We start from the raw sequence: 23,196 nt of genomic DNA, 5'->3' as shown, positions 1-23,196 counted from the left end.
GTTGGGTTAATGCTTCTGTTTTTCTGATAAATAAGGATCGGAGTAACCGAGTTGTGTCATGGTCGCGGATTCTATGGACTCCATCAACTCGGCCTGTGCTTCTTCTTCATGGTCGTAGCCATGCATGTGCAGTATGCCATGGATGGTAAGGTGGGCGTAATGGGCTTCCAGGCTGATGCCTTGCTCCCTGGCTTCCTTTTCCACTACCGGCGCGCAGAGGATGATGTCGCCGATCAGCCAGGGTTCTTCCGTCAATGGAAAGGTCAGCACATTGGTGGCGTAATCCTTGCCGCGATAATCGCGGTTGAGCATGCGGCCTTCTTCTTCATCAACGATGCGCAGCGTGGCTTCGGTATCGACGCGCAAAGTGGCGCGCGCCCATTTGCGGAACTGTTTTTCGCTCGGCAGATCTTCGCTTTCCGTGGCATATTGCACTGCCATGTCCAGCCTGGGACTGCTAGCCATTATTTGTCGGTCTCCGGCTTGGCGGAGTTAGGCTGCGCATGCTTCTCGCTATCGTAGCGCTCGTAGGCGTTGATGATTTTCTGCACCAGCGGATGGCGCACCACATCCTCGGAGAGGAATTGCGTGAAGGCAATGCCGCGCACATCCTTGAGTACCTTCTGCGCTTCTATCAGGCCGCTCTTCTGACCGCGTGCGAGGTCGATCTGAGTCACATCGCCAGTGATGACAGCCTTGGTACCGAAGCCAATCCGGGTCAGGAACATTTTCATCTGTTCCGGCGTAGTGTTCTGCGCTTCGTCGAGGATGATGAAGCTCTGGTTGAGCGTGCGGCCGCGCATATAGGCAAGAGGCGCTACTTCAATGGCGCCGCGCTCGAACATCTTATTCACGCTGTCATAGCCCGCGAGGTCATACAGCGCATCATAAAGCGGGCGCAAATAAGGGTCGACTTTCTGTGACAGGTCGCCAGGCAGGAAACCCAGGCGTTCGCCAGCTTCGACCGCGGGGCGCACCAGCACGATCCGCTTGACGCGGTCGCGGGTCATGGCGTCGATAGCGCTGGCGACGGCAAGATAAGTCTTGCCCGTCCCGGCGGGACCGATGCCGAAGGTGATGTCGTAATCCTGGATTTGTTGCAGGTAGCTGACCTGGCGTGGCGTGCGGCCATGCAGGTCCTGTCGGCGAGTCATCAGGGTCGGCAGGTTGGGGCTGACGTGCTCCGGCGACAGGCGATCCAGCTCTACCAGGCCGAGTTGAATTTCTTCCAGGCTGACGGGCTTGCTAGCGCGAGCATAGTAATTTTCGATCAACTGCGCCGCCAGGCGTGCATTGTCCTGGTTGCCTGACACGCGAAAATGCGCGCTGCGGCGCGAGATGCTGACATCCAGCGCATCCTCGATCTGCTTCAGGTTTTCATCGAGCGCGCCGCACAGGTTGGCAAGGCGCAGATTGTCTTCCGGTTGTAGGGTGAACTCCACACGTATTCCTAGATAAGCTCGCCGCGCAAGGTATGCGAGGCAGCCTCGGTAATCCTTACGTTCACGAACTGGTTGATCAGTGATGCATCGCCGGGGAAATTGACGATGCGGTTGTTGTCGGTGCGCCCGGCCAGTTCGCTGGCGCTCTTGGCGGAAATCCCTTCAATCAGCACCCGCTGCACGCTGCCGACCATGCCTTGGCTGATAGCCTTGCCTTGCGCTTCGTTGAGTGCTTGCAGGCGTGTCAACCGCGCCTGCTTTTCCTCCGTGCTGCAATCATCGGGCAGATAGGAGGCAGGCGTGCCGGGGCGCGGGCTATAGGTAAAGCTGAAGCTGAAATCGAAGCCCACATCCTGCATCAGTTTCATGGTGGCGGTAAAATCCTGCTCGGTCTCGCCGGGGAAGCCGATGATGAAATCCGAGGTGATGCAGATGTCGGGCCGCGCCGCGCGCAGTTTGCGGATAATGGATTTGTATTGCAGCGTGGTGTAATTGCGCTTCATGTTCATGAGCACGCGGTCAGAACCGGCCTGCACTGGCAGGTGCAGGTGCGACACGAGCTTGGGGACGCGAGCGTAGCACTCGATCAGCGCCGGGGACATTTCGTTAGGGTGAGAGGTGGTATAGCGGATACGCTCGATCTCGGGAATTTCCGCGAGGTATTCGATCAGCAGGGCGAGATCAGCCGTCTCTCCCTCTGCAGTTTTGCTGCGATAGCCATTGACGTTCTGGCCGAGCAGGGTGATTTCCTTGACACCTTGCTCGGCGAGCTGGATGGCCTCGGTGAGGATGTCGTCGAAAGGACGTGAAACCTCGTCGCCGCGCGTGTAGGGCACCACGCAGAAGGTGCAGTATTTGCTGCAACCTTCCATGATCGACAGGAAGGCTGCAGCGCCTTCCACGCGTGGTGGCGGCAGGTGGTCGAATTTCTCGATTTCCGGGAAGCTGATATCGACTTGCGATATGCCGGTGGAACGTTTGGACTGGATCATATCCGGCAGGCGGTGCAAGGTCTGCGGGCCGAATACCACGTCGACATACGGCGCACGCGCCACAATGCTTTCGCCTTCTTGGCTGGCCACGCAGCCGCCAACGCCGATTACCAGGTTGGGATTTTTTTCCTTGAGCGGTGCAAAGCGGCCCAGGTGGCTGAACACCTTTTCCTGAGCCTTTTCCCGCACCGAGCAGGTGTTGAGCAGGATGACGTCTGCTTCTTCCGGGTTCTCGGTGGTCTGCATGCCTTCAGTGGCATGCAGCATATCCAGCATGCGCGAGGAATCGTACTCGTTCATCTGGCAGCCAAAGGTTTTGATAAAAACTCTCTTGGGTGGATTCATACAGCAGGAGAGATGACGTCCGGGACGCCAAAAAAGATAAAAGTGGGAAAGGCGGGTTGCAAAATAGTGCAAGAAAAACAGTAAGGTAAGGCCGTATTTTAGCTTAGCTGCTGCGGAAAGCCAATCGTGGAGTAATTCCATTCCCCATTACCCGATACCTTGTTGCTCCTCCTTACCGTGCAATGGCACTTGTCTGCGGCGTCAAGCCTATTCACGTATTAAATTGGAAATGGAATAAAATGTCGCGCATGGAAACATTGCCCATCTTCATGAAAATACGCAACCGTCCTTGCCTCGTCGTTGGTGGTGGGGAAGTTGCTAGCCGTAAAGTCAGCATGCTGGAACGAGCTGGGGCTCAGGTTACAGTGGTAGCGCCTATGTTGCATCCAATGCTGGAACAAGCCCGGGCCGAGAGCCGGATTCGATATCTTGCGGCCACATTCGAACCAGCACTGCTTGAACATGCCGCGCTCGTCATTGCCGCCACGGATGACGAACAGGTGAACCGCAGTGTGTCGGCCGAAGCGCAAAAACGCAATATTCCGGTCAATGTGGTGGACGCGCCGGAATTATGCACGTTCATCATGCCCTCTATTGTAGATCGCTCGCCCTTGCTGGTGGCGGTGTCCAGCGGCGGCGTCTCGCCGGTGCTGGCGCGTATGCTGCGCGCGCGGCTTGAAACCTTGATTCCAGCCAGCTATGGGCGATTGGCTGCCTTTGCCGCAGATTTTCGTGAGGCAGTGAAGCGGCGCTTTTCCACCAGTCAGCAACGGCGGATTTTCTGGGAAGATGTGATGCAGGGGACAATAGGCGAGCAGGTGCTCTCGGGGCAGGAGCAAGCCGCCCGGCTTGCCATGGAGCAGGCATTGTCTGGAAACACTGAATCCATGTATGGCGAGGTGTATCTGGTCGGCGGCGGGCCGGGTGATCCCGATCTTTTGACCTTTCGCGCGCTACGTCTCATGCAGCAGGCTGATGCCTGCGTGTATGACAAGCTGGTGAGCAAGGAGGTGATGGCATTGGTGCGCCGGGATGCCGAGTTGATTTATGTGGGTAAATCGCGTGACCAGCATACCTTGCCGCAGGAGGATATCAACCAGCTATTAGTGCGACTGGCGAAGGAAGGCAAGCGCGTCCTGCGTCTCAAGGGCGGCGACCCATTCATCTTCGGACGTGGCGGCGAGGAAATCGAGACGCTCATGGAAAATGACGTTCCGTTTCAGGTGGTGCCGGGGATTACGGCGGCCAATGGCGTTTCCAGTTATGCGGGCATACCCCTCACGCACCGGGATTATGCACAATCCTGTCTGTTCACGACCGGGCATCTCAAGGATGGCACGGTCAACCTGGATTGGCCTGCGCTGGTGCGACCCAACCAGACCGTGGTGATTTACATGGGGCTGGTGGGATTGCCGGAAATCTGTCGCCAGATGATGACGCATGGGGCTAGTCCTGACTTGCCGATTGCTATCATCCAGCAGGGCACTACACAACGTCAGCGGGTCGTGGATGGCACCCTGGAGACCCTGCCGGGGCTGGTCGAGCAGGCAGGTTTGCGCGCGCCTTGCCTGATCATTGTCGGCGAGGTTGTACGTTTACGCGAAAAGCTTGCTTGGTTTGTGCCGTCACCTGCGGCTGAATCGGCAGGGTAAGCCGGACTTCCAACCCGCCCTGCGGACGATTGAGCAGGGTGAGAAATCCATTGTGCAGCTTGGCAATGCGGTCACAAATGGCCAGGCCCAGGCCACTGCCGCTCTTGTTGCCTCGGGCAGTGTCCAGCCGCTCGAACGGGCGCAGCAGCCTTTCCATCTGCGAGGCCGGAATGCCTGGACCGTTGTCCAGCACGCTGACGATGATATTGCCGGCGGTAATACGGGAAGTGACTGTGACCTCGCCGCCGCCATAAGCAAAGGCATTGTCGATGAGGTTTGTCAGCAGGCGCTGCATGGCCAGCGGACGCAAGGGAATCAGGTGTGTCGGTGATAGGGAAACCGTCAACTGGCGGCCTGCGCGGATATGTCGGTCTGTAATGGAAGTGAGCAGCGCATTGATATCAATCATTTGCGTGGGCTCGCCTTCAATCCCGCGTACAAAATCCAGGAACTGATGGATGATATTATCCATGTCGCCAATATCCTGGACCATACCTGTTTTGAGACTGGCGCAATGTTCATCGGGTAGCATTTCCACGGATAGGCGCAGCCGAGCCAGCGGGGTGCGTAAATCATGTGAAATTCCCGCGAGCAGCAAGGTGCGCTCGTTATCCAGCCGCATCAGAGCCTGGGTCATTTCATTGAAGGTGCGGCTGACTTCGCGCAACTCGTGCGCCCCTTCTTCCGGCAAGGGAGCCGGATATTCGCCGCTACTCAGCTTTCCTGCTGCCTTGACGAGCAGGCGTAGCGGCTGATAAATGTTGGAGGCAATCAGATAGGCACCCAGCAGGGAAAGCAAGATGACCAGGGCACCCCAACCCAGCCATTGCCAAGGAAAGGGACGCTCCACCTGGATGCGCGGGATAACGACCCAATAATCATCCTGTCCCAGGCTGAAGCTGACCCACAGGCCGGGAATGCCAAAGTGGTTCAGGGCAACCAATGTATCCTTGCCTAGCCGTTCGCGGATTTTTTCCGCAATCTTGCGGATCAGGAAATCGTTGGGCAGCGGTTCGATTTCCTCCAGCATATCGGCAGCGTAAATCCGCACGCCTTCGCGCCCGGAAAGTTCAGAAAGCAGGGCGAGGCGGCGGTTCTCGTGTGCGGCAAGCAGAGACGCACGAGTATAGTTCACCACTGTGATGGCTTGCAATGCGGCTGCCATGGCGCGCGGCTCGCTTTCAACATAGTCGAATAGCTTCAAGGCGGCAAATTGCCCTGCCGCAAGCAGCAGGGCAATCAGCAGCATGACGCGTGCTAGTAAGGTGCGGGGGAGCAGGGTCACGGTATTGCGCTAACTTTTATGTGTCTCGCCATCGGGAACGAATACGTAGCCGAACCCCCACATGGTCTGCAGGTAGCGCGGATGGGAAGGGTCGGGTTCGATCAGGCGGCGCAGGCGCGAGACCTGCACATCAATACTTCGGTCGAACACATCCAGCTCGCGGCCCCGGGCAAGCTGCATCAGGCGGTCGCGCGACAGGGGCTGGCGCGGATGATCCACGAATACCTTGAGCAAGGCAAACTCACCGCTGGTGATGGTGACAGGTTCGCCATTCTTGGTCAGGGTGCGTGTGGACGGGTCGAAAATAAATTCCCCAAAGCTGATGTGTCCCCCCTCGGCCACAGGTGTCCCAGGCGGCAGGCGGTTGTGTCGACGCAGGATCGCATTGACGCGGGCCAGGAGTTCACGCGGATTGAAGGGTTTGGGCAGGTAATCGTCGGCACCCATTTCAAGGCCGATGATGCGGTCAATTTCGTCACCGCGCGCAGTGAGCATAATGATGGGAATCGTGCTGCCGTTGGCACGCAAGCGACGGCAGATCGCCAAGCCGTCTTCGCCGGGCAGCATCAGGTCAAGCACCATGACATCAATATGTTCCTGTGCGAGCACCTGGTCCATTTCACCAGCATCGGAAACAGTTTTGACCGTAAAGCCCTGTTCGCCAAGATAACGCTGCAACAACTCGCGCATGCGCAGATCGTCATCAACCATCAGTATTTTTTTTGAAGAAGTCTGCATCGTTATATTTTCTGCCTAAAAACGGGGTGGATAAAAAGCATTGTTTGCCGGAATATCAGTGCGCCATTCAATAGCGAAACTGAACATCTCCTTGAAATATATTTATTTTCACCCCGTGTAATAACTGTAGCTCAATATAAGTTACAAATTTTTACATTGGGGTGCCAATATGAAACACTCAGTTTACAACAATGGAGGAATATGATGACCCATTCGAGCAGTGACCATAGTAAAATTAGGCAATAATGACACTGGCGACATAACCAAGCAGGTTTGTTGAGATAGAAATAATTTGGTCCCCTGACAGCAAAGGTGAATGAATCTGATGATCTTGCAAATATGTGGTTTAGCTTTATGTTGATGGAAGCAAAGGGTTTTATTTTTCAGCGTAGGTTGCTGATGGCGGTTGTGTTGTTGGGTAGTGCCAAAATCGCCTGTGCTGCAGGTGTTAGGCATGTCAATGATGAGATTGGCGTTGAATCCGACCTGCAAGAGTTGCCAACCTCCCATATCTACCAGACCTTGGATGGTACCCGTATCTCCGGTGAGGATAGATTGCGTTTGCGTCAGGATCTGGATGAATATTCACGTAGCGCAGATGCCGCACATGCCCAGATCGAACAACAGCGTAAAGCCATGCGCCAGCGGATAATGGAGCGTTTCCAGGCTGCGGATCGTGATGGAAATGGCGTGATTTCCCGCGAAGAGGCCGTAGAGATGATGCCGCAAGTGTCGCGGCATTTCATGCAGTTCGATTTGAATGGAGATGGCGTGATTTCCATGAATGAGTTGGAAACCATTCAGATGCGGATTGCCGAGCGGCAACATAAAGATGTGGAACAGAAAGAAAAAGATGTGCGGGAGAAAATGCTCGAAGTGGCTCCCGTTCATGTGAAGGATACGAACGTGCTTGCGACCAAGCGAGCCTTCTAACGCGATTCCTATAATAATCTTCCTTGTGAACCATTGAAGCACTGCCTTGCCGGGACAGTGCTTTTCTTTTGTCTGGAATCGGCGACGAGAATAACCAGATTTTCTACCCTATTAGGGTGGAGTGATTATGCAACGTCATGATTTTAATATTTAAAATCATGGCGGCCTATTTCTTGCTAAGTAAGCAGATAGATAGGCATAAGCCTGGAGTGTTGTGGAGAAAATGAAATGAATAAAACAATCATCAGCGTATTGGTAGTAATCATGTTGAGCGGATGCTCAGGGATGACAACGCGTCAGAAGAACGCGGCAACTGGCGCTGCGATTGGTGGCGTGGCAGGGGCTGTGCTGACCGGTGGCAGTTCGCTGGGAACGGTGGGTGGAGCTGCCATTGGCGGCGTCATCGGCCATGGTGTGGACTCCGTGGGTAAGCGCAAATAAACGGCCTTTCATTGTAGTGTCGCAATGTTGCGACATTGCATCATTCCTCAAGTCAATCTGCTTGCTCATAATAATCTGGGCGCTAGTAATGCCTGCTATTTGCTTTATTATTTTGAGCTATGTGAGTAATAGCAATCGGGGCTGAATGAAGGTCGAAGCTGAATTTGTCGGCAGTATCGGGGAGCTGGATGCAGCGGAGTGGAATGCGCTGACGGATGGTTCTCCATTGCTGAGCCACACTTTTCTAAGTGCCTTGGAGCGTAGCGGCTCGGTGGGGGAAGGGACGGGTTGGCAACCGATACCTTTGATATTCCGGCGCGATAGCCGCCTGGTGGGTGCGATTCCCTTATATCTCAAGCAGCATTCCTATGGCGAGTATGTATTCGACTGGTCATGGGCGGATGCCTATGACCAGCATGGCTTGGAATACTATCCCAAACTGGTTGCCGCAGTTCCATTTACGCCAGTGACAGGCGCGCGGCTGTTGTCCCGTGAACCTGCTTTGCTGCCACAGATGGCAGGTATTCTGAGCGAAATGGTGGCGCGTCTGCAATTATCATCCGCGCATGTCTTGTTCCCTGATGAGGCAAGTGCGGAAGCGTTGTCCGCGCAAGGCTGGATCAAGCGCCATGGTGTGCAGTTTCGTTGGCAGAACCAAGGATTTGGCAGTTTTGATGAGTTCCTCATGACGCTGGCTCATGACAAGCGCAAGAAAATCCGTCACGAGCGTAAAAAAGTCGCCACGGCAGGGGTAGTCTGCCGCTGTGTGCAGGGACGCGACATCAGTGAGCGGGAATGGGATTTTTTCTATAAATGCTATCTCAACACTTATCTTGAGCATCACTCCAGCCCTTATCTGACCCAGGCATTTTTTCATGAGTTGGGCGAGCGGCTACCGGAGCATATCATGCTGGCGCTGGCCGAGCGTGATGGGCGGTATGTGGGGGCAGCACTCAATCTATATGACAAGGATTGTCTGTATGGGCGCTATTGGGGCGCGTTGGAATACATACCCAATTTGCATTTTGAGCTGTGTTACTACCAGGCGCAGGCATTCTGCATACAGCATGGTATCCGCTTTTTTGAAGGCGGTGCGCAGGGAGAGCACAAACTGGCGCGCGGTTTTGTCCAGCGGGCAACCTGTTCATTTCACCAGATCGCTCATCCGGAGTTCGCAGCTGCCATCAGGCAGTTTGTCGCGCGTGAGCAAGTGGGAATCAGCCATTACCAGCAGGAGCTGGACGAGCGTGCGCCTTATCGCAAGCCTGCCTAGATTTGTTCTGATTTAGAGTTTTGCACCGGCATGTACCCAGTTTGCCATGCCCTTGGCAATTTCCCGCTCTCCCATGATGGTGTAGGAAGCGCCTTGTTTTTCCAGGTGTTCGGTTTGGGCGTCGGAATGCGCGCGCGCCACAACCTCGATCTGCGGGTTGATTTTGCGTGCATGCTCGATGATTTGCCCGGCTTCCAGTGCGTCCGGGATGGCGACTAATAGCCAACGGGCAGACTTGATGTTGGCGGCTTCCATCATGCCGATGGCGGCGGCATTGCCGCACAATGCCGGTGTGCCCTGTTCACGTAATGTTTGAACTACTTCCGACTGATCTTCCAGCACGATGAAAGGCAGGTCCTGCTGACGCAGGGAGGCGCCTACCAGCTTGCCCACACGTCCATAGCCTACCAACACTGCATGCGCATGCAGGTATGGGTAGGAAATAGTGGATGCGCCGCTCTCGCCTGTAAATAGCCTTTTTTCTTCACGGGTGAGCAACCAGGGTTTCAAGCGGTCCAGCCCGGCAAACAGCAGTGGGTTCATGAGAATGGAAAGAATCGCGCCGCTGAGGATCAGGTCGCGCCCTGTATCCGAGAGTAAATCCAGAGAACTGCCCAGGGATGCCAAAATGAAGGAAAACTCACCGATCTGCGCCAGGCTGGCGGAAATAGTCAATGCTGTGCCCAGGGGATGGCGGAAAGCCAGCACGATGACAAAGGCCGCCAGCGATTTACCGATGACGATGATGAACAATGTGGCAAGAATAAGCCAAGGCTCGCGAACGAGGATGGATGGGTCGAACAGCATGCCGACCGAGACGAAAAACAGTACGGCGAACGCATCGCGTAAGGGTAAAGATTCCTCTGCTGCGCGGTGGCTAAGCTCGGATTCGCTCAGGATCATGCCGGCAAAGAATGCGCCCAGGGCAAACGAGACGCCGAAAATATAAGTAGCGCCCAGCGCAAACCCCAGGGCAATCGCCAATACCGCCAACCGAAACAGTTCGCGCGAGCCGGTATCTGCCGTGCGTGCCAGCAACCAGGGAATGATGCGACGCCCCACCAGCAGCATGACAGCCACGAATGCAATGACTTTACTTACGGTCAGCGCTAGCGTATGCAGTAATTCAATGCTGCTTGGGCTGCTGCCGCTGCCGCCCAGCATGCCGCTCAGGGCTGGGACCAGCACAAGGGTGAGCACCATGGCGATATCTTCCACAATTAGCCAGCCAATGGCGATTTGCCCACGCTTGGTTTCGAGCAGACGTCTCTCCTGCAAGGCAGTGAGCAGCACGACGGTACTGGCGGTGGAAAGGGCAATGCCGAACATCAGGCCTTCTCCCACTGGCCAACCAATGGCAAGCGCCATTGCCAGGCCCAATAAGGTGGCAATGGCGATTTGTACGATTGCGCCTGGAATGGCGATGAAACGTACAGAGAGCAGGTCGCGTAGGGAAAAATGCAGCCCTACGCCAAACATGAGCAGGATAACGCCGATTTCCGCTAGTTCATGAGCAAGATGGGCATCTGCGACAAAACCAGGTGTATAAGGACCGACGACGACCCCGGCAATCAGGTAGCCAACCAACGGTGGCATGCGCAGACGGTTGGCCAGCATGCCGAAAATAAAAGCCAGCACTAGTCCTCCAACAATAGTGGCAATGAGTGGTGTGTGCTCCATGTGTGGAGAAAGCCTTTTAAACTTGGGATGATGCGAATCTATTGTTCAGCTGTGCCATACCGGGGCGCGAACAAACATCTGAAAGCATGGAAATTAACGCAAGAATATGTAGGAGCGCAACTTTTATTATATTGCTGTGAATGGGGGATATATGGCTTTAAGATTGTGACAGGAATGCGAATATATCAATGTAAATTCAATTGCTATGCGGTAGTGCAGGAGATAAAAGTGAAAGAGCGAGGGTAGAGGAATAGCAACGATTGTTTAGGGATTCTGGTGGTATTTCAGAACAAATTCATTCTCCATGAACTCACAAGCCTCGGCGACATATTTCAACTCTGTAGGGGAAAGCGGAGCATTGGCATGGCGCTGCCAACAATCCTGAATAGCCGAACGATCGTTGCGCAGCTCAACACTATCCGGGGTGGGTAATGTACCAAAGAAATGATAAAACAGCACTGCGCCGACAAATACAAGGACAAACAGCCCAAGCCAGATGTGTGAGTTCCACGGCTGCATACGGCTGGTCATGAGTTGCTCCTCTGATTATTTATTACACAGTTGTTTTTTAAGTGCTATTGATCGGCAGATGTCAGCTTGCTGCTCAGAATATTTCAGAAAGGCGGAGTTCTGCAATTCCGCCGGTTCTAAAAATCAAACCTGACCAGGAATCAAGCCTTTTTGGTCAATGTCAGGCCAGTTCTTTTTGCCTTGAGCAATACTTCAAAAACCTCTACAGGCGTGACTTTGTTGGTTTTGACGACAGCATCAAATGCTGCAATCAATTCAGGCATACCTTCACTCTGGCGAGTCAGTTGTTGGGGAGACTGCTCCAGCGCCTCCAATTGCTGAGTCAAAACCGAAATCTTTTGCTTCAGCTTTTCTTTTCTTACATCAAAATTAGCCATGGATAAAATCCTGTTGTTAAGTTAAATATTCAAATGGATGATTGAACCTGACATTGAAATAGATATATCAATTGAAACAAGAGTAAAGTTTATCTATTCAATGAATAAGTGGATTATATGCAAATTATCCAGAAAAATATATGTGTGTTGATCACCATGATAGATGACGGAAAAATAGAAAGCCACCATACATTAACACTAACCCAACAACGATGCTCAGTGTGACATAAAGCAGGGCAATCAATAATTCTCCACTCTTAAGCAGGATCATGGTTTCCAGACCAAAAGCCGAAAACGTGGTAAAGCCACCGAGGATTCCCGTGAACAGAAACACTCTCCAAGCCAGTGGAAATGCGCCCGATTTTTCTGCCACACCAGCCAATATACCGATTAACAGGCATCCCAAAATATTGACTGCAAATGTTCCTAGTGGAAATTTGAGATGTGCCGCCTGATGCAGGATGAGTCCAGACAGTTTGAAGCGGGCAACTGACCCAATGGCGCCGCCCAAGGCTACCAACAATAAATGCTTCATATATATCCTTCCAATATCGCGAGCTTCATACCAGTTGTGAAAGCATGGCGAATAGAATATGAGTGGAACGTAGAATGGAATTGTATGCCCAGACTGTCTATGTATGAAATATAGACGGCTGCTGAGGTAAATAAAATTGATGTGATGTATGTATGATCGGGGTAGTTAAATATCCTCATGCATAACGCCGGTATAGGCCACGCATAAAGTGTCGAATTATCCATTAGCTGCAAATTGAGATCATCAAGTTATTTATCTTGGCTTTTTGTTGATGATGTTATTTGGCAGATAGCTTGGCAGTTAAAATTACAGGCCATTACTGCATTGACCTATGTAATATGAAATATAACAAGATGCATTATTAAATGCTCCTGGCTTGGAGATATCCAGTAGTTTCCCCCAGCCCGCTCATGAGGATGATGTGTCCATATCCGCTACGACACTGCTGGCACTGGCCCCAGTCAATGTCGAACTCGGTATTTATCAGCTACCGGATAAAAGTATTCAATATAAGAGAGTCACTTCAGGAGCGGGCGCTTTACAACATTTGATCCATTAAATGTTGAGGAGTTGCTTTGAAATGTATTAAATAAGGCGAAAATCGGGCTGGGCCGGATATATCAAACAACTACTGCCAATAGATCTTAAATAATGCGCAAAGCTACAGGGAAATTTTAAGAATTGCGGAAAAAATAAAAAAGGCCCGCGTGCTTGCGAGCCTTCTTAACTTGTTGAATCCAATATATTTTTAATGGTGGTGATGGGGGGACTTGAACCCTCGACCCCAGGATTATGAATCCTGTGCTCTAACCAGCTGAGCTACATCACCAGAACCCAAGGGATTCAACCAAGCGCGCTATTCTATTTTCTTACCGGCTGAATGTCAAAGCAAAAATCTGGATTTTTGCTAGTGATGGCCGCGACCAAGAAAAAGGGTCAGCCTTATCTGACATTATTTTCATCCTGGGCTGATAAACCGGGCGGTAGACCAAGCCTAGGATAAACCTTCATTTTCATTCAGAAGAAATGAAGGAGACTGGCATGACACTTGATTACGATGCAGTCCGCGATCACCGCGAGATGAACCAACCGCCACAGATACAACCTCAGCAGCCTGGTATCGAGGCGGATATGGAGCCGCGCCCTCAATATATTGATCCATGCTACCGCGGTAGCGGCAAGCTGGAGGGGAAGGTGGCGTTGATTACCGGCGGCGACAGCGGCATTGGCCGGGCAGTGGCTGTGCATTTTGCCGTGGAGGGAGCGGATGTTGCCATCAATTACTTGAGCGATCATGAACTTGAGGATGCCAAGAAGACATTGAGCCTGATCCGGGAACATGGACGACGCGGCATTGCATTGCAAGGCGATGTGGGGCAGGAGCAATACTGCCGCGAACTGGTGGGGAGGGCGGTGCGGGAATTGGGACGGCTGGATATCCTGGTCAACAATGCTGGGCAGCAGTATCCACAACGAACGATTGAGGATATCGGGCAAGAGCAGCTTGAGCAGACATTCCGCACCAATATATTCGCCATGTTCTATACCGTGAAGGCGGCGCTGCCGCATCTGGAAAAGGGCGCGCGCATCATCAATACCGCTTCCATCACGGCCTATAAAGGCAATCCGGCGCTGCTGGATTATTCCTCGACCAAGGGCGCGGTCGTGTCGTTTACCCGCTCACTTGCCATTGATCTGAGCGAGCGCGGCATCCATGTGAATGCGGTGGCGCCAGGTCCGATCTGGACACCTTTGATCCCGGCCAGCTTTCCGGCTGACAAGGTGGGCAGTTTCGGCAAGGATACGCTGCTGAAGCGCGCGGGGCAGCCAAGCGAGGTGGCCCCGGCTTATGTGTTCCTGGCATCCAACGACGCCTCCTATATCACTGGCCAGGTGATTCATCCCAATGGCGGCACGGTGGTCAACGGTTGAGGGAGGCTGTGGCTAATCCATTTCATCAGTGGCCTCGATGATGGCGTAGAGCGCTTTGGCAGTCTCGAGACGGGATTCAAATAATGGCAAATACTGCCGGGCGAACGTCTTGATTTCGGGATTGTCGGCGCGGGAGATCGCTTTGCCCAGCAACTTCACAATTTCTTCCTGCATTTTGATGCCGATAGCCTTGGCGTACCGTTGGTCAAACACTTCCCCTGACTTGGCTGACAGGTGCCTGAACTTGGCTTTCTGCCACAGCGAGGGCTCATCCGGCAGTTTGGTTTGCTTGTCTTGGGCGAGCTGCCGGAGCTGTTCGGCTATCTGCATTTGTTCTGTCAGCATCTCGCGTGCGAAATCAAGGATGTTTTCATTGCTGGATTTGAATGCGGCGAGCTTACAGGCTTCGGTTTGTAGTATGTTGATGCGGGCAATATCCTTCAGGTAGTTGCGGTCCCGTGCAGAAAGTGGCTCTGCGGCCAAGGCGTCCATGAGCAGCATGGGAGTCAATATCAGCAGTAGCGCAAGGAGGTAGGGCCATTGGCGGCACCATTGTGTGATGGGAAAGTGCATATTAGGCTCCAGCAGAATCCAGAAATTTTATGGTGGCAGATATGCGCGGGTGGTTTGAAGCGGACTAGGCTGAATTGCGTGTAGGAATTGCGGCTACAGCATCACGGGACATTTCACTGTTTAAGCCCGAGCTTGAACAGGCGGGTGGCATGCAAGCCTGCTGGCAAGTGATGCAGTCCGGGCGACATCCATGACCCTAGCAGGCGCATCCGGGAAGCATGGTCGGGCAATGCTGCAAGCTGCCGTGTGAGCAATTGCTGTTCTTTATTCTGGCTTTTATTATGCGGCATCAAATGGATTACCTTGCTGGGTTGCGTGGTTGCCGTGAGTGCGCTGGCCTGCTGCTTGTGGGCTCGCCAGGACGGACCCAGGCGCTCGTGTTTGGGCAGGCTTTCCAGGGCATCCCCGGCAATCCAGTCATACAGCACCTGTTTTTCATAAGCGCTGAACACGCCAAACATCACGGCTTGCTCGCTTTCGACCAATTGCCAGAAACGCGACCGGCACGGATCCTGGTGGCGCTTGATCCAGCCATGGTTGCGCAACGCCTGCAACAGCTCGGGCATGGCTTCACCATTCGAGAGCCACTCCTGCAAGTGACGCTTGCCTATGCGGCAATGCGGGTTATGCATGAACTGGCCGAGGCTAGCCTTCTCCTTGAAAATGTTCAGCAACTCCTCCTCAAGCGAGAACTGCTGAATGATTTCCACCGATCCCATGCCGGCCATGTTGAGCCTGGCGCCATTGGCCAGCCTGCGCATGAATTCTTCGCGGTCGCCGAATTGCTGCATGGCTTCCTGCACTGCACGCACTGCCTGCACGGCATGGCCGGAAAGCGCGTTATCTATCGTAATATGCAAAGTGAAATAGTAGGGGTCAATATTCAGCTCGTTCAATTCGTAGGCCGTGATGAGCAAATGCAGCGGCAACTGCTCATAGGCCAGGTTGAAACCGATGACTTCGGGCAGGAATGCATCGCCGTGCATGGCAAGCGCTAGCTGGGTCAAGCCTTGCGCAAAGTAACGGTCCGGCAAGGTTTTCCATTGCTCGCAACCGTGTTCGCGAATGAGTTGGCGATAAATCGCCACGTGATTCTGGCCAGCCTCCCCATCGCCCAGCTCTTCAAGGTAGATATTCACCAGATCGTCATAGCGCGGATCGTCCCAATGCTTGACCAGGCTATAGAGCCAGGCGCCATCTACCATCTTGGTGGGGGCGACATTCTTGATGAAATTGAGTGCATGCGCCTTGCTGCCGAAATAAAGCCGCGGCGCTCCCGCCTTTCTTGTCTGGAGGTATTGCTGGTAGCGTTGTCCTGCTTCGCGGCAGCTGCGCACCATCCATTGCTGCAGCAGCTTGACGTCTTGCGGAATGGGCGAGGGCTGCGATGCCGTATCCTTGAAGGCCTGCTGCAAGAAGCGAAGCGCGCTCTCATGCATTGCGGCATTGGCAGGGTCTTGCAGCAAGGCAAAATAAAGCTCACGTGGCGAAGGTTGCTGGGCCTCGGGGATTGAACCGGCAGGCCGGGCGGCTTGGCTGTGGAGCATGACTGGGCTTTCCTGATGGCGTGAAGCTATTTTCTGTTCCCGGTGCGGTAGCGTTTATCCGTCGATGGATTAAATCCTTGTCGGAGTAGGATGACATTCAAGTTGCCATTTTCTTGCTAGGCTTTGATATCGCTTTAAGCTGGAGCCGTGATGCGTGCATGGGAGGATTCAATGCTGGCAAGCCTTGGTTTGCGGCAGCTCTTGAAGGAGTTGCAGGCACGTCAATACCGTTTCACCACGATGACGCCTGTCAGTCACGAGCTGGTCAACCGGCGTGCTGGCAATGCCCTGGCGCGGGATTTAGCTGGCATATTCGGCTGGAACCGCTGGTTTGAGCCGCATGTGATGGACGATGCGCTATTCAAGCTCATGCAGTCGCTGGATTTGCTTGAGAACGAGGGCGGCAGCTGGCGGAGCAGGCTACGTGTTTCCAGCCTGGACGCCTTTCTGTTCCTGCATTCCGCCTTTCCTACCTTGGATGCGGATGCTGTGTTTTTTGGCCCGGATACTTACCGTTTTACTCGCGCCATCCATCATTACCTGGCCTTGCAAAAACCCACGGTGCGCCGCGCCGTCGATATTGGTTGCGGCAGTGGCGCCGGAGCCGTGCTTCTGGCGGCGCGGTTGCCGCAGGCAGAGGTGTGGGGCACGGATATCAACAGCAAGGCGCTTGCGCTGGCCAGGGTAAACGGCGCTGCCAGCGGCTGCGGCAACTTGCATTGGCAGCAAGGCAGCCTGCTTGATGGCTTGTATGGCGAATTCGATTTGATCGTTGCCAACCCTCCTTACCTTGTTGATCGGGAGGCGCGTGCCTACCGCCATGGCGGCGGGGAATTCGGCGCCGAGCTTTCGCTGGCGATTGTGGAGGCTGCGATCGAGCGGCTCGCGGTGGGCGGCACTTTGCTGTTATACACAGGTGTTGCGATTTTGGATGGGCGCGATCCCTTCTTGCATGAGGTGGAGCGTATGCTGCAAGGCAGCGCCATGGTATTTGAGTATGAGGAGATCGATCCTGATATTTTTGGTGAGGAGCTGGCGTTGCCCCAGTATCAGGCGGCAGACCGGATTGCCGCGGTGCTGCTGGCCTTGCATAAGCCCTTGCGCCTTTAATCCCATTCCTACAAGGCTTCGGGTGTTCGGACTACAGGATATTGACGGGCTGCGATTTATAGTCGAGGAATCATGACGACGGAAAGCAGCCATGGAGATTTTTACCTTTAGTGTTTCCCCGTGGGAAATCGTCGTGCGCGGCACAGTGATGTTCTGGTTGTTGTTCCTGATTTTCCGCTTTGTGTTGCGGCGAGATGTCGGTAGTCTCGGTATCGGCGATTTCCTGTTCGTCGTGATTGTGGCGGATGCCTCGCAAAACGCCATGAGCGGCGACTCCAAGACCATCTCAGACGGCGCATTGCTCGTATTTGTCCTTTTGGTCTGGAACCTGGTGTTCGACTATGCAGGTTATCGTTTTCCCATGATCCGCCGTTTTACCGAGTCGTCCAGCCTGCTGCTCGTCAAACGGGGACAGATACAATGGCACAACCTGCGCCGGGAATGGATTACCAGGGAAGAGTTGATGGCCAAGCTGCGTGAGGAAGGGCTGGAAAATATGGATGAAGTCAAGGAAATGCGCCTTGAGCCGGATGGGCGCATCAGCGTTATCCGATTCAGGCAATAAAGGGTAGGAATAGTAGAGATAAAGAGTTGCGCATTGTGAATCCTAATCAATCAAACTGTAGGAGACGCAAATAAAAAGACCACGCTTATGCGCGGTCTTTTTGATTTATTGCTGTTTAAGCAGCATGGTTAGACGTTGAAGCGAAAATGCATCACGTCGCCGTCCTGCACGATGTATTCCTTGCCTTCCAGACGCATCTTGCCGGCTTCCTGCGCGCCTTTCTCGCCCTTGTGCTTGACGTATTCGTCATAGGCGATGACTTCGGCACGGATGAAGCCGCGCTCGAAATCGGTATGGATGACGCCGGCGGCTTGCGGAGCGGTGGCGCCTTTCTTCACTGTCCAGGCGCGCACTTCCTTCACGCCTGCGGTGAAGTAGGTTTGCAGGCCGAGCAGGTCGTAGGCGGCGCGGATGACACGGTCGAGGCCGGGCTCTTCCAGGCCTAGCTCAGAGAGGAACATGGCCTTGTCTTCGTCTTCCAGATCAGCGATCTCGCTTTCGATCTTGGCGCAGATGGCGACGACGGGTGCGTTTTCCTTTTTGCCGAGTTCGATGACTTTTTCCAGCAGCGGGTTATTGTCGAAGCCGCCTTCATCGACGTTGGCGAGGTACATCACGGGCTTGACGGTGATGAGGCAGAGCGGTTTGATGAGTTTGAGCTGGTCTTCATCCAGGCCGAGGGTGCGCACGGCCAGGCCTTGGTCCAGGTGTTTCTGCACCTTTTCCAGCACGGCGCACAATGCAATTGCTTCCTTGTCGCCGGACTTGGCCTTCTTGCTTTCGCGCTGTAGGGTTTTTTCCACAGTTTCCATGTCGGCGAGTGCGAGCTCGGTGTTGATGGTCTCGACGTCTGCCAGTGGATCGACCTTGCCTGCGACGTGGACGATGTTGCCATCATCGAAGCAGCGCACGACGTGCGCAATCGCGTCGGTTTCGCGGATGTTGGCGAGGAATTTGTTGCCCAGGCCTTCGCCCTTGGAAGCGCCGGCCACTAGGCCAGCGATATCGACAAATTCCACGATAGCCGGCTGTGTCTTCTGGGGGTTGACGATGTCGATCAGCGGCTTGAGGCGCGGGTCGGGTACTTCAACGATACCGACATTGGGTTCTATAGTACAGAACGGGTAATTGGCGGCTTCGATACCGGCGCGGGTAATCGCATTGAAGAGGGTGGATTTTCCTACGTTGGGTAGGCCAACAATTCCGCATTTCATAGTGATTTGCCTGTTCCTAAAATTAAATTATCTGGTTTTGGTGTGTAGTTTGAGCATGGCTTCCTCAAACTTGCCTTCGAGCAGTTGTGGCAATACGAGAGTGCTGTCGTCCATCGCGTATTCTATCTGTTGCATTTCTTCGCGTAGTGGAGGGCGGAGTACGTAATTAACCACTGCGCTGCGATCGCCAGGATGACCAATGCCCAGGCGCAGGCGCCAGAAATCGTTGGTGCCCAGTTGCGCAGCGATATCCTTGAGGCCGTTGTGCCCGCCATGGCCGCCGCCTTTTTTCAGGCGGGCGGTACCAGGGGAAAGGTCGAGCTCGTCATGGATGACGAGGATTTCTTCAGGGGAAATTTTGTAAAAACGCGCCAATGCCGCCACAGCGCGGCCGCTGGCGTTCATGAATGTCGTAGGTTTAAGCAGCCAGGTGTCGGCGTGCCCATTGAGGCGTCCACCCAGGCCGAAGAACTTGGCTTCCAGGCCGGTTTTGCTGGAGGTTTGCGCGCAGACCTGGTCTATCCACCAGAAGCCTGCATTGTGGCGGGTGTCTTCGTATTGTGGACCAGGGTTGCCCAGGCCGACAAAAAGCCGGATTCCGTTCATGAAGTGTGACTCTTTAAAATGAATACGCGCGCCCTGGTTGCCCAGGGCGCGCGTTCAAGCACGAGTGCCGGGATTATTCGGCAGCAGCTTCGCCTTCAGCAGCTGCGCCACCGCGTGGCTTGGAGACGGAAGCAACGGCAGCATCGTTGTCATGTGCCAGTTGAACGAACTCAACACCCTTAGGCAGCTTGATTTCGGACAAGTGGATGGACTGACCAGTTTCGAGATTGCCCAAGTCCACTTCGATGAACTCTGGCAGATCGGCAGGCAGGCAGCTTACGTCAGCTTCGGTCAGGATGTGGCTGACAATACCACCACCCAGCTTCACACCAGGAGCAACATCGGCGTTGATGAAGTGCAGAGGCACCTTCACGTGCACCTTCTCGCTTGCGCTGACACGTTGGAAGTCGATGTGCTGAATGGTGTTGCGGACTGGATGCAGTTGGTAGTCGCGCAGGATGACTTGTTCCTTCTTGCCATCGACATCCAGGGTCAGGATAGAGGCATGGAAGGTTTCATGACGAAACTCGAGGAACAGCTCCTTGTGGTTGAATTCCAGGCTGACAGCTTCCTTGTCACCACCGTAAACAACACCAGGAATATTACCAGCGCGACGGAGACGGCGGCTCGCACCCGTACCTTTGCCTTCGCGTGTGGCTGCTTTGATTACAATTGCCATTTTACTACTCCTAAAAAAGGCCTCTTGGCCTTGGGTTGCCTGTTATCCGCGACCAGATAACAGAAAAGGCGGATGAGTTAACTCATCCGCCGGAACCGTGCTCTCGTTTACTCTACAAACAGGGAGCTGACTGAATCTTCATTGCTGATGCGACGTATGGTTTCCGCAAACAGTTCGCCCGCACTGACCACGCGGATTTTTGCTGATTGCTGCGCATTCGGGCGCAGAGGAATGGTGTTGGTCACCACTATTTCATCCAGCTCGGAATTGGTAATGCGTGACACAGCCTCCCCGGAAAGCACAGGGTGGGTACAATAAGCCACTACCTTCTTCGCGCCTTGCTGTTTCAGCGCAATCGCGGCTTCGCATAGAGTGTTGGCAGTATCCACCATGTCATCCATGAGTATGCAGGTGCGGCCAGCGACATCGCCGATGATGTTCATGACTTTGGCGACGTTGGGCTTGGGGCGGCGCTTGTCGATGATGGCCAGGTCCACGTTCAGGTGCTTGGCAGCGGCACGGGCGCGTACTACGCCACCCACATCTGGAGATACTACGATCAGGTCATCGTGCTTCTGTTTAACCAGGTCATCAAGCAGGATAGGCGTGGCGTAGATATTGTCTACTGGGATATCGAAAAAGCCCTGGATCTGGTCAGAGTGCAGATCCATGGTCAGAAGACGGTTGACGCCAACCGTGGTCAACATATTGGCAATGACTTTTGCCGTAATTGCCACACGTGCGGAGCGTGGGCGCCTGTCCTGGCGTGCGTAGCCGAAATAAGGGATGGCGGCAGTGATGCGGCCTGCGGAAGAGCGGCGCAGGGCATCGACCATGACCATGACTTCCATGAGGTTGTCGTTAGTAGGCATGCATGTGGATTGCAGGATGAATACATCCTTGCCACGGACATTGTCCAGCAGCTCGACCATCACCTCGCCATCGCTGAAGCGATCCACTGTAGCGCGGCCCAGATCAATACCCAGGTGGCCTACCACCTCTTCGGCAAGCGCGCGGTTGGCGTTGCCGGTAAATACCATCGTGTCGCCCTTGGCCACAGTTGGAATCCCTTAATGAGTTTTAGATAAATCCGCTACAAAAAACAAAAGCGTGTAATTTTTTAAGTTACACGCTTTTATTCTGGCTGGGGAGGAAGGATTCGAACCTTCGCATGCCGGAATCAAAATCCGGTGCCTTAACCAGCTTGGCGACTCCCCATTTGATCGTTTAATGCTGTCAGTTTGCAAAATCATGCAGAGGGTGTTGATCCAGCCCTTTTGCATGAAAGCCTGAAATTTCACAGCCTGCCTCTTGTTGCAGTTCGCCGGTATTCAGTTTTGCAAGTACAGCTTCTGCGTTTTCCTGGCTGTCGAATGCTGCGAATACCGAAGCACCAGAACCACTCATGCGAGCCTTGGAAAATTGAGATAGCCAGTTCAGGCTTTTTTCAACTTCCGGGTACTGTTGCTTGACCACGGTTTCGAGATCGTTGTGAACCAAGTCCCTCAGAAAGGCCGCTATTGTGGTGGGATTCGTGTTCCTTGTCAATTGCTTTGATGAAAAAATTTCAGCGGTCGAGATATGCACCTTAGGGGTGAGTACGACATAGTGCGCCGAAGACAATTGAATTGCCTGGAGTTTCTCGCCGATTCCCTCTACCCATGCATTTTCGCCGAAAATGAAAAATGGTACATCCGCACCCAGCTTCAAACCCAGCGTGAGCAATTCGCCACGATCCAGGCCGAGTTGCCAGAGGCGGTTCAATGCCAGCAATACCGTGGCGGCATCCGAACTGCCACCACCCAACCCGCCGCCCATAGGAGTGCGCTTGCAGGTATAAATATCAGCGCCAAACCGGCTGCCGGTGTGTTGTTGCAGCAATGTGGCGGCCCGGATGCTGAGATCGCTGGCTTCGGGCACACCAGCGATGTCTTCTGTCCGCCGGATGATGCCGTCGGATCGTGGGCGTATATGTAGCGTGTCTCCATAATCCAGCAGGCGGAAAATGCTTTGCAACAGGTGGTAGCCATCTGGCCTTCTGCCTGTAATGTGCAGGAACAAGTTGATCTTGGCGGGAGCGGGGTAGGTGTGAAAATCTTGCATAATGGGCTTGGAGCGGAGCGCTGGAGAAATATCCGCTCTTATGGCAGCAGCCATTCCTGGATGATCAGTTTCAATGTCAGCCGGTGCGGGTTGCGCAGGGTTACCCTGGTAGGAAGCTGGTAGTCTCCGGTGGTGATGTACTGGCTGTATTCTATGTCCCACTGATCCTGGTTGAGTTTGACCAGGCGCCCTGCATCATCCCATTGCGCGTTGATGATCGCATGCGCGTTCGGACGGCCCAATACCCAGTCAGGCAGGCCGCTCATGGGCAGGCGCCAGCCCAGGTTTTGCTCGGTCAGGGTCTCGGCATCTGGAGCTTCATAGCGTTTGTTGTCGCTGGTCACAAGGCTGACGACATCGGCGGTTTGGCTAATGGCGGCTACTTGGCCGCCTAGCGGGGAAAACAGTGCGATATCATCCCGCTCGGACTGGTGCTGCCATTGCATGGAGCCGGAAAACCCCTTGGCTTCTGTTTGCACACCGATACGTCCCTTGATGCCGAATTGAGAGATGTTGGCAAGTGAAGCCAGGTGCTGCTGATGGACCTCCAGAGAGCTTGGGGCTGTCGTTGGCGGCATGCTGGCGCAACTGGCCAGCATGCTTATGCTGCCAGCCAGCAGCCAGCGTTTCAGGATTTGCATCT

24 protein-coding genes and 2 tRNA genes are annotated in these 23,196 nt (G+C 54.0%); 7 read left to right on the top strand and 19 right to left on the bottom strand.

Translation table 11 applies throughout. The features are described from left to right. Nucleotides 1-6: 6 nt before the first annotated feature. The 3 genes from ybeY to miaB are packed head-to-tail and all read right to left on the bottom strand — an operon-like array spanning nucleotide 7 to nucleotide 2,779. The gene (gene ybeY, locus V7Z75_RS06210) at nucleotides 7-465 is read right to left on the bottom strand and encodes an rRNA maturation RNase YbeY (RefSeq protein WP_334107750.1); all 459 of its coding nucleotides are present in this window, start codon (nucleotides 463-465) and stop codon (nucleotides 7-9) included. Beyond that, nucleotides 465-1,442, bottom strand: a complete 978-nt coding sequence (locus tag V7Z75_RS06205) for a PhoH family protein (RefSeq protein WP_334107749.1) — start codon at nucleotides 1,440-1,442, stop codon at nucleotides 465-467. Before V7Z75_RS06205 ends, ybeY begins: the two co-directional genes overlap by 1 nt. Before the next feature lie 8 nt (nucleotides 1,443-1,450). Beyond that, nucleotides 1,451-2,779 carry a tRNA (N6-isopentenyl adenosine(37)-C2)-methylthiotransferase MiaB gene (miaB, locus tag V7Z75_RS06200; RefSeq protein ID WP_334107748.1) on the bottom strand — a complete coding sequence of 443 codons (1,329 nt, stop codon included), beginning with the start codon at nucleotides 2,777-2,779 and terminating at the stop codon, nucleotides 1,451-1,453. Between the two features lie 248 nt (nucleotides 2,780-3,027). Here miaB and cysG point away from each other — a divergent pair, with 248 nt between their 5' ends. Then, nucleotides 3,028-4,431, top strand: a complete 1,404-nt coding sequence (cysG, locus tag V7Z75_RS06195; protein WP_334107747.1) for a siroheme synthase CysG — start codon at nucleotides 3,028-3,030, stop codon at nucleotides 4,429-4,431. Here the strand turns inward: cysG and V7Z75_RS06190 are convergent. Next, a complete protein-coding gene (locus V7Z75_RS06190) occupies nucleotides 4,352-5,716 on the bottom strand; it encodes an ATP-binding protein (protein WP_334107746.1) in 1,365 nt (454 codons plus the stop codon). The two genes, cysG and V7Z75_RS06190, sit on opposite strands and share 80 nt — an antisense overlap. A 9-nt stretch (nucleotides 5,717-5,725) precedes the next feature. Next, entirely contained in the window at nucleotides 5,726-6,454 is a 729-nt protein-coding gene (gene ompR, locus V7Z75_RS06185) for an osmolarity response regulator transcription factor OmpR (protein ID WP_334107745.1), read from the bottom strand. A gap of 312 nt (nucleotides 6,455-6,766) precedes the next feature. On the opposite strand from ompR, the gene V7Z75_RS06180 reads away from it, so the two are divergent. The 3 genes from V7Z75_RS06180 (at nucleotide 6,767) to V7Z75_RS06170 (ending at nucleotide 9,101) form a co-directional block, all read left to right on the top strand. After that, on the top strand, nucleotides 6,767-7,387 hold the full coding sequence (locus V7Z75_RS06180; RefSeq protein WP_334107744.1) for an EF-hand domain-containing protein: 621 nt from the start codon (nucleotides 6,767-6,769) through the stop codon (nucleotides 7,385-7,387). Between the two features lie 228 nt (nucleotides 7,388-7,615). Continuing rightward, entirely contained in the window at nucleotides 7,616-7,828 is a 213-nt protein-coding gene (locus V7Z75_RS06175) for a glycine zipper 2TM domain-containing protein (RefSeq protein WP_334107743.1), read from the top strand. Nucleotides 7,829-7,973: 145 nt separating this feature from the next. Beyond that, the gene (locus V7Z75_RS06170; RefSeq protein ID WP_334107742.1) at nucleotides 7,974-9,101 is read left to right on the top strand and encodes a GNAT family N-acetyltransferase; all 1,128 of its coding nucleotides are present in this window, start codon (nucleotides 7,974-7,976) and stop codon (nucleotides 9,099-9,101) included. Nucleotides 9,102-9,113: 12 nt separating this feature from the next. On the opposite strand, the gene ybaL is transcribed toward V7Z75_RS06170, so the two are convergent. The 5 genes from ybaL to V7Z75_RS06145 form a co-directional block, all read right to left on the bottom strand. After that, nucleotides 9,114-10,781, bottom strand: coding sequence for a YbaL family putative K(+) efflux transporter (gene ybaL / locus V7Z75_RS06165; protein ID WP_334107741.1), 1,668 nt, complete (start codon nucleotides 10,779-10,781; stop codon nucleotides 9,114-9,116). A 264-nt stretch (nucleotides 10,782-11,045) separates the two neighbouring features. Continuing rightward, complete coding sequence (locus V7Z75_RS06160) at nucleotides 11,046-11,312, bottom strand: hypothetical protein (RefSeq protein ID WP_334107740.1); 267 nt, start codon at nucleotides 11,310-11,312, stop codon at nucleotides 11,046-11,048. A 140-nt stretch (nucleotides 11,313-11,452) separates the two neighbouring features. Then, nucleotides 11,453-11,689, bottom strand: a complete 237-nt coding sequence (locus tag V7Z75_RS06155; protein WP_334107739.1) for a hypothetical protein — start codon at nucleotides 11,687-11,689, stop codon at nucleotides 11,453-11,455. 151 nt (nucleotides 11,690-11,840) lie between these two features. Next, complete coding sequence (crcB, locus tag V7Z75_RS06150; RefSeq protein ID WP_334107738.1) at nucleotides 11,841-12,224, bottom strand: fluoride efflux transporter CrcB; 384 nt, start codon at nucleotides 12,222-12,224, stop codon at nucleotides 11,841-11,843. Nucleotides 12,225-12,976: 752 nt separating this feature from the next. Next, a tRNA-Met gene (locus V7Z75_RS06145) sits at nucleotides 12,977-13,053 on the bottom strand. A 212-nt stretch (nucleotides 13,054-13,265) separates the two neighbouring features. On the opposite strand from V7Z75_RS06145, the gene V7Z75_RS06140 reads away from it, so the two are divergent. Then, nucleotides 13,266-14,156 carry an SDR family oxidoreductase gene (locus V7Z75_RS06140; protein WP_334107737.1) on the top strand — a complete coding sequence of 297 codons (891 nt, stop codon included), beginning with the start codon at nucleotides 13,266-13,268 and terminating at the stop codon, nucleotides 14,154-14,156. 12 nt (nucleotides 14,157-14,168) lie between these two features. Here the strand turns inward: V7Z75_RS06140 and V7Z75_RS06135 are convergent, their stop codons facing one another. Together V7Z75_RS06135 and V7Z75_RS06130 are read right to left on the bottom strand one after the other, a co-directional pair. Beyond that, a complete protein-coding gene (locus tag V7Z75_RS06135; protein WP_334107736.1) occupies nucleotides 14,169-14,729 on the bottom strand; it encodes a DUF4142 domain-containing protein in 561 nt (186 codons plus the stop codon). Between the two features lie 113 nt (nucleotides 14,730-14,842). Beyond that, entirely contained in the window at nucleotides 14,843-16,276 is a 1,434-nt protein-coding gene (locus V7Z75_RS06130) for an iron-containing redox enzyme family protein (RefSeq protein ID WP_334107735.1), read from the bottom strand. A 150-nt stretch (nucleotides 16,277-16,426) separates the two neighbouring features. Between V7Z75_RS06130 and V7Z75_RS06125 the strand changes: the two genes are divergently transcribed. Next, on the top strand, nucleotides 16,427-17,386 hold the full coding sequence (locus V7Z75_RS06125) for a class I SAM-dependent methyltransferase (protein ID WP_334107734.1): 960 nt from the start codon (nucleotides 16,427-16,429) through the stop codon (nucleotides 17,384-17,386). A gap of 91 nt (nucleotides 17,387-17,477) precedes the next feature. Further along, nucleotides 17,478-17,951, top strand: a complete 474-nt coding sequence (locus V7Z75_RS06120; protein ID WP_334107733.1) for a DUF421 domain-containing protein — start codon at nucleotides 17,478-17,480, stop codon at nucleotides 17,949-17,951. A gap of 128 nt (nucleotides 17,952-18,079) precedes the next feature. Here V7Z75_RS06120 and ychF read toward each other — a convergent pair whose 3' ends face one another. From ychF to lolB, 7 genes are all read right to left on the bottom strand, one after another. Further along, a complete protein-coding gene (gene ychF, locus V7Z75_RS06115) occupies nucleotides 18,080-19,165 on the bottom strand; it encodes a redox-regulated ATPase YchF (protein ID WP_442919882.1) in 1,086 nt (361 codons plus the stop codon). 27 nt (nucleotides 19,166-19,192) lie between these two features. After that, nucleotides 19,193-19,771: an aminoacyl-tRNA hydrolase gene (pth, locus tag V7Z75_RS06110; protein WP_334107732.1), complete on the bottom strand. Its 579-nt coding sequence runs from the start codon at nucleotides 19,769-19,771 to the stop codon at nucleotides 19,193-19,195. 73 nt (nucleotides 19,772-19,844) lie between these two features. Further along, the gene (locus V7Z75_RS06105; protein WP_334107731.1) at nucleotides 19,845-20,450 is read right to left on the bottom strand and encodes a 50S ribosomal protein L25/general stress protein Ctc; all 606 of its coding nucleotides are present in this window, start codon (nucleotides 20,448-20,450) and stop codon (nucleotides 19,845-19,847) included. 107 nt (nucleotides 20,451-20,557) lie between these two features. After that, on the bottom strand, nucleotides 20,558-21,490 hold the full coding sequence (locus V7Z75_RS06100; protein WP_442919889.1) for a ribose-phosphate pyrophosphokinase: 933 nt from the start codon (nucleotides 21,488-21,490) through the stop codon (nucleotides 20,558-20,560). A 101-nt stretch (nucleotides 21,491-21,591) separates the two neighbouring features. After that, a tRNA-Gln gene (locus V7Z75_RS06095) sits at nucleotides 21,592-21,668 on the bottom strand. An 18-nt stretch (nucleotides 21,669-21,686) separates the two neighbouring features. Continuing rightward, nucleotides 21,687-22,553, bottom strand: coding sequence for a 4-(cytidine 5'-diphospho)-2-C-methyl-D-erythritol kinase (gene ispE / locus V7Z75_RS06090; RefSeq protein WP_334107729.1), 867 nt, complete (start codon nucleotides 22,551-22,553; stop codon nucleotides 21,687-21,689). 38 nt (nucleotides 22,554-22,591) lie between these two features. Further along, nucleotides 22,592-23,194 (bottom strand): lipoprotein insertase outer membrane protein LolB, encoded by a 603-nt coding sequence (lolB, locus tag V7Z75_RS06085; RefSeq protein ID WP_334107728.1) that lies wholly within the window; start codon nucleotides 23,192-23,194, stop codon nucleotides 22,592-22,594. Nucleotides 23,195-23,196: the final 2 nt, after the last annotated feature.

It is taken from the genome of Methylobacillus sp. (genome assembly GCF_036844465.1).
Taxonomy (GTDB): domain Bacteria; phylum Pseudomonadota; class Gammaproteobacteria; order Burkholderiales; family Methylophilaceae; genus Methylobacillus.
This window is presented reverse-complemented; position numbering and strand designations above follow the sequence as displayed.

What these genes read in the sequence shown, in the direction of transcription:
- V7Z75_RS06175 (WP_334107743.1), top strand. Translation starts at nt 7,616, where the DNA reads ATGAATAAAACAATCATCAGCGTATTGGTAGTAATCATGTTGAGCGGA.
- lolB (WP_334107728.1), bottom strand. Translation starts at nt 23,194, where the DNA reads ATGCAAATCCTGAAACGCTGGCTGCTGGCTGGCAGCATAAGCATGCTG.
- V7Z75_RS06170 (WP_334107742.1), top strand. Translation starts at nt 7,974, where the DNA reads ATGAAGGTCGAAGCTGAATTTGTCGGCAGTATCGGGGAGCTGGATGCA.
- V7Z75_RS06120 (WP_334107733.1), top strand. Translation starts at nt 17,478, where the DNA reads ATGGAGATTTTTACCTTTAGTGTTTCCCCGTGGGAAATCGTCGTGCGC.
- V7Z75_RS06140 (WP_334107737.1), top strand. Translation starts at nt 13,266, where the DNA reads ATGACACTTGATTACGATGCAGTCCGCGATCACCGCGAGATGAACCAA.
- V7Z75_RS06160 (WP_334107740.1), bottom strand. Translation starts at nt 11,312, where the DNA reads ATGACCAGCCGTATGCAGCCGTGGAACTCACACATCTGGCTTGGGCTG.
- V7Z75_RS06105 (WP_334107731.1), bottom strand. Translation starts at nt 20,450, where the DNA reads ATGGCAATTGTAATCAAAGCAGCCACACGCGAAGGCAAAGGTACGGGT.
- ybeY (WP_334107750.1), bottom strand. Translation starts at nt 465, where the DNA reads ATGGCTAGCAGTCCCAGGCTGGACATGGCAGTGCAATATGCCACGGAA.
- V7Z75_RS06155 (WP_334107739.1), bottom strand. Translation starts at nt 11,689, where the DNA reads ATGGCTAATTTTGATGTAAGAAAAGAAAAGCTGAAGCAAAAGATTTCG.
- ispE (WP_334107729.1), bottom strand. Translation starts at nt 22,553, where the DNA reads ATGCAAGATTTTCACACCTACCCCGCTCCCGCCAAGATCAACTTGTTC.
- cysG (WP_334107747.1), top strand. Translation starts at nt 3,028, where the DNA reads ATGGAAACATTGCCCATCTTCATGAAAATACGCAACCGTCCTTGCCTC.
- ychF (WP_442919882.1), bottom strand. Translation starts at nt 19,165, where the DNA reads ATGAAATGCGGAATTGTTGGCCTACCCAACGTAGGAAAATCCACCCTC.
- V7Z75_RS06135 (WP_334107736.1), bottom strand. Translation starts at nt 14,729, where the DNA reads ATGCACTTTCCCATCACACAATGGTGCCGCCAATGGCCCTACCTCCTT.
- crcB (WP_334107738.1), bottom strand. Translation starts at nt 12,224, where the DNA reads ATGAAGCATTTATTGTTGGTAGCCTTGGGCGGCGCCATTGGGTCAGTT.
- miaB (WP_334107748.1), bottom strand. Translation starts at nt 2,779, where the DNA reads ATGAATCCACCCAAGAGAGTTTTTATCAAAACCTTTGGCTGCCAGATG.
- ybaL (WP_334107741.1), bottom strand. Translation starts at nt 10,781, where the DNA reads ATGGAGCACACACCACTCATTGCCACTATTGTTGGAGGACTAGTGCTG.
- V7Z75_RS06125 (WP_334107734.1), top strand. Translation starts at nt 16,427, where the DNA reads ATGCGTGCATGGGAGGATTCAATGCTGGCAAGCCTTGGTTTGCGGCAG.
- pth (WP_334107732.1), bottom strand. Translation starts at nt 19,771, where the DNA reads ATGAACGGAATCCGGCTTTTTGTCGGCCTGGGCAACCCTGGTCCACAA.
- V7Z75_RS06100 (WP_442919889.1), bottom strand. Translation starts at nt 21,490, where the DNA reads ATGGTATTTACCGGCAACGCCAACCGCGCGCTTGCCGAAGAGGTGGTA.
- V7Z75_RS06130 (WP_334107735.1), bottom strand. Translation starts at nt 16,276, where the DNA reads ATGCTCCACAGCCAAGCCGCCCGGCCTGCCGGTTCAATCCCCGAGGCC.
- ompR (WP_334107745.1), bottom strand. Translation starts at nt 6,454, where the DNA reads ATGCAGACTTCTTCAAAAAAAATACTGATGGTTGATGACGATCTGCGC.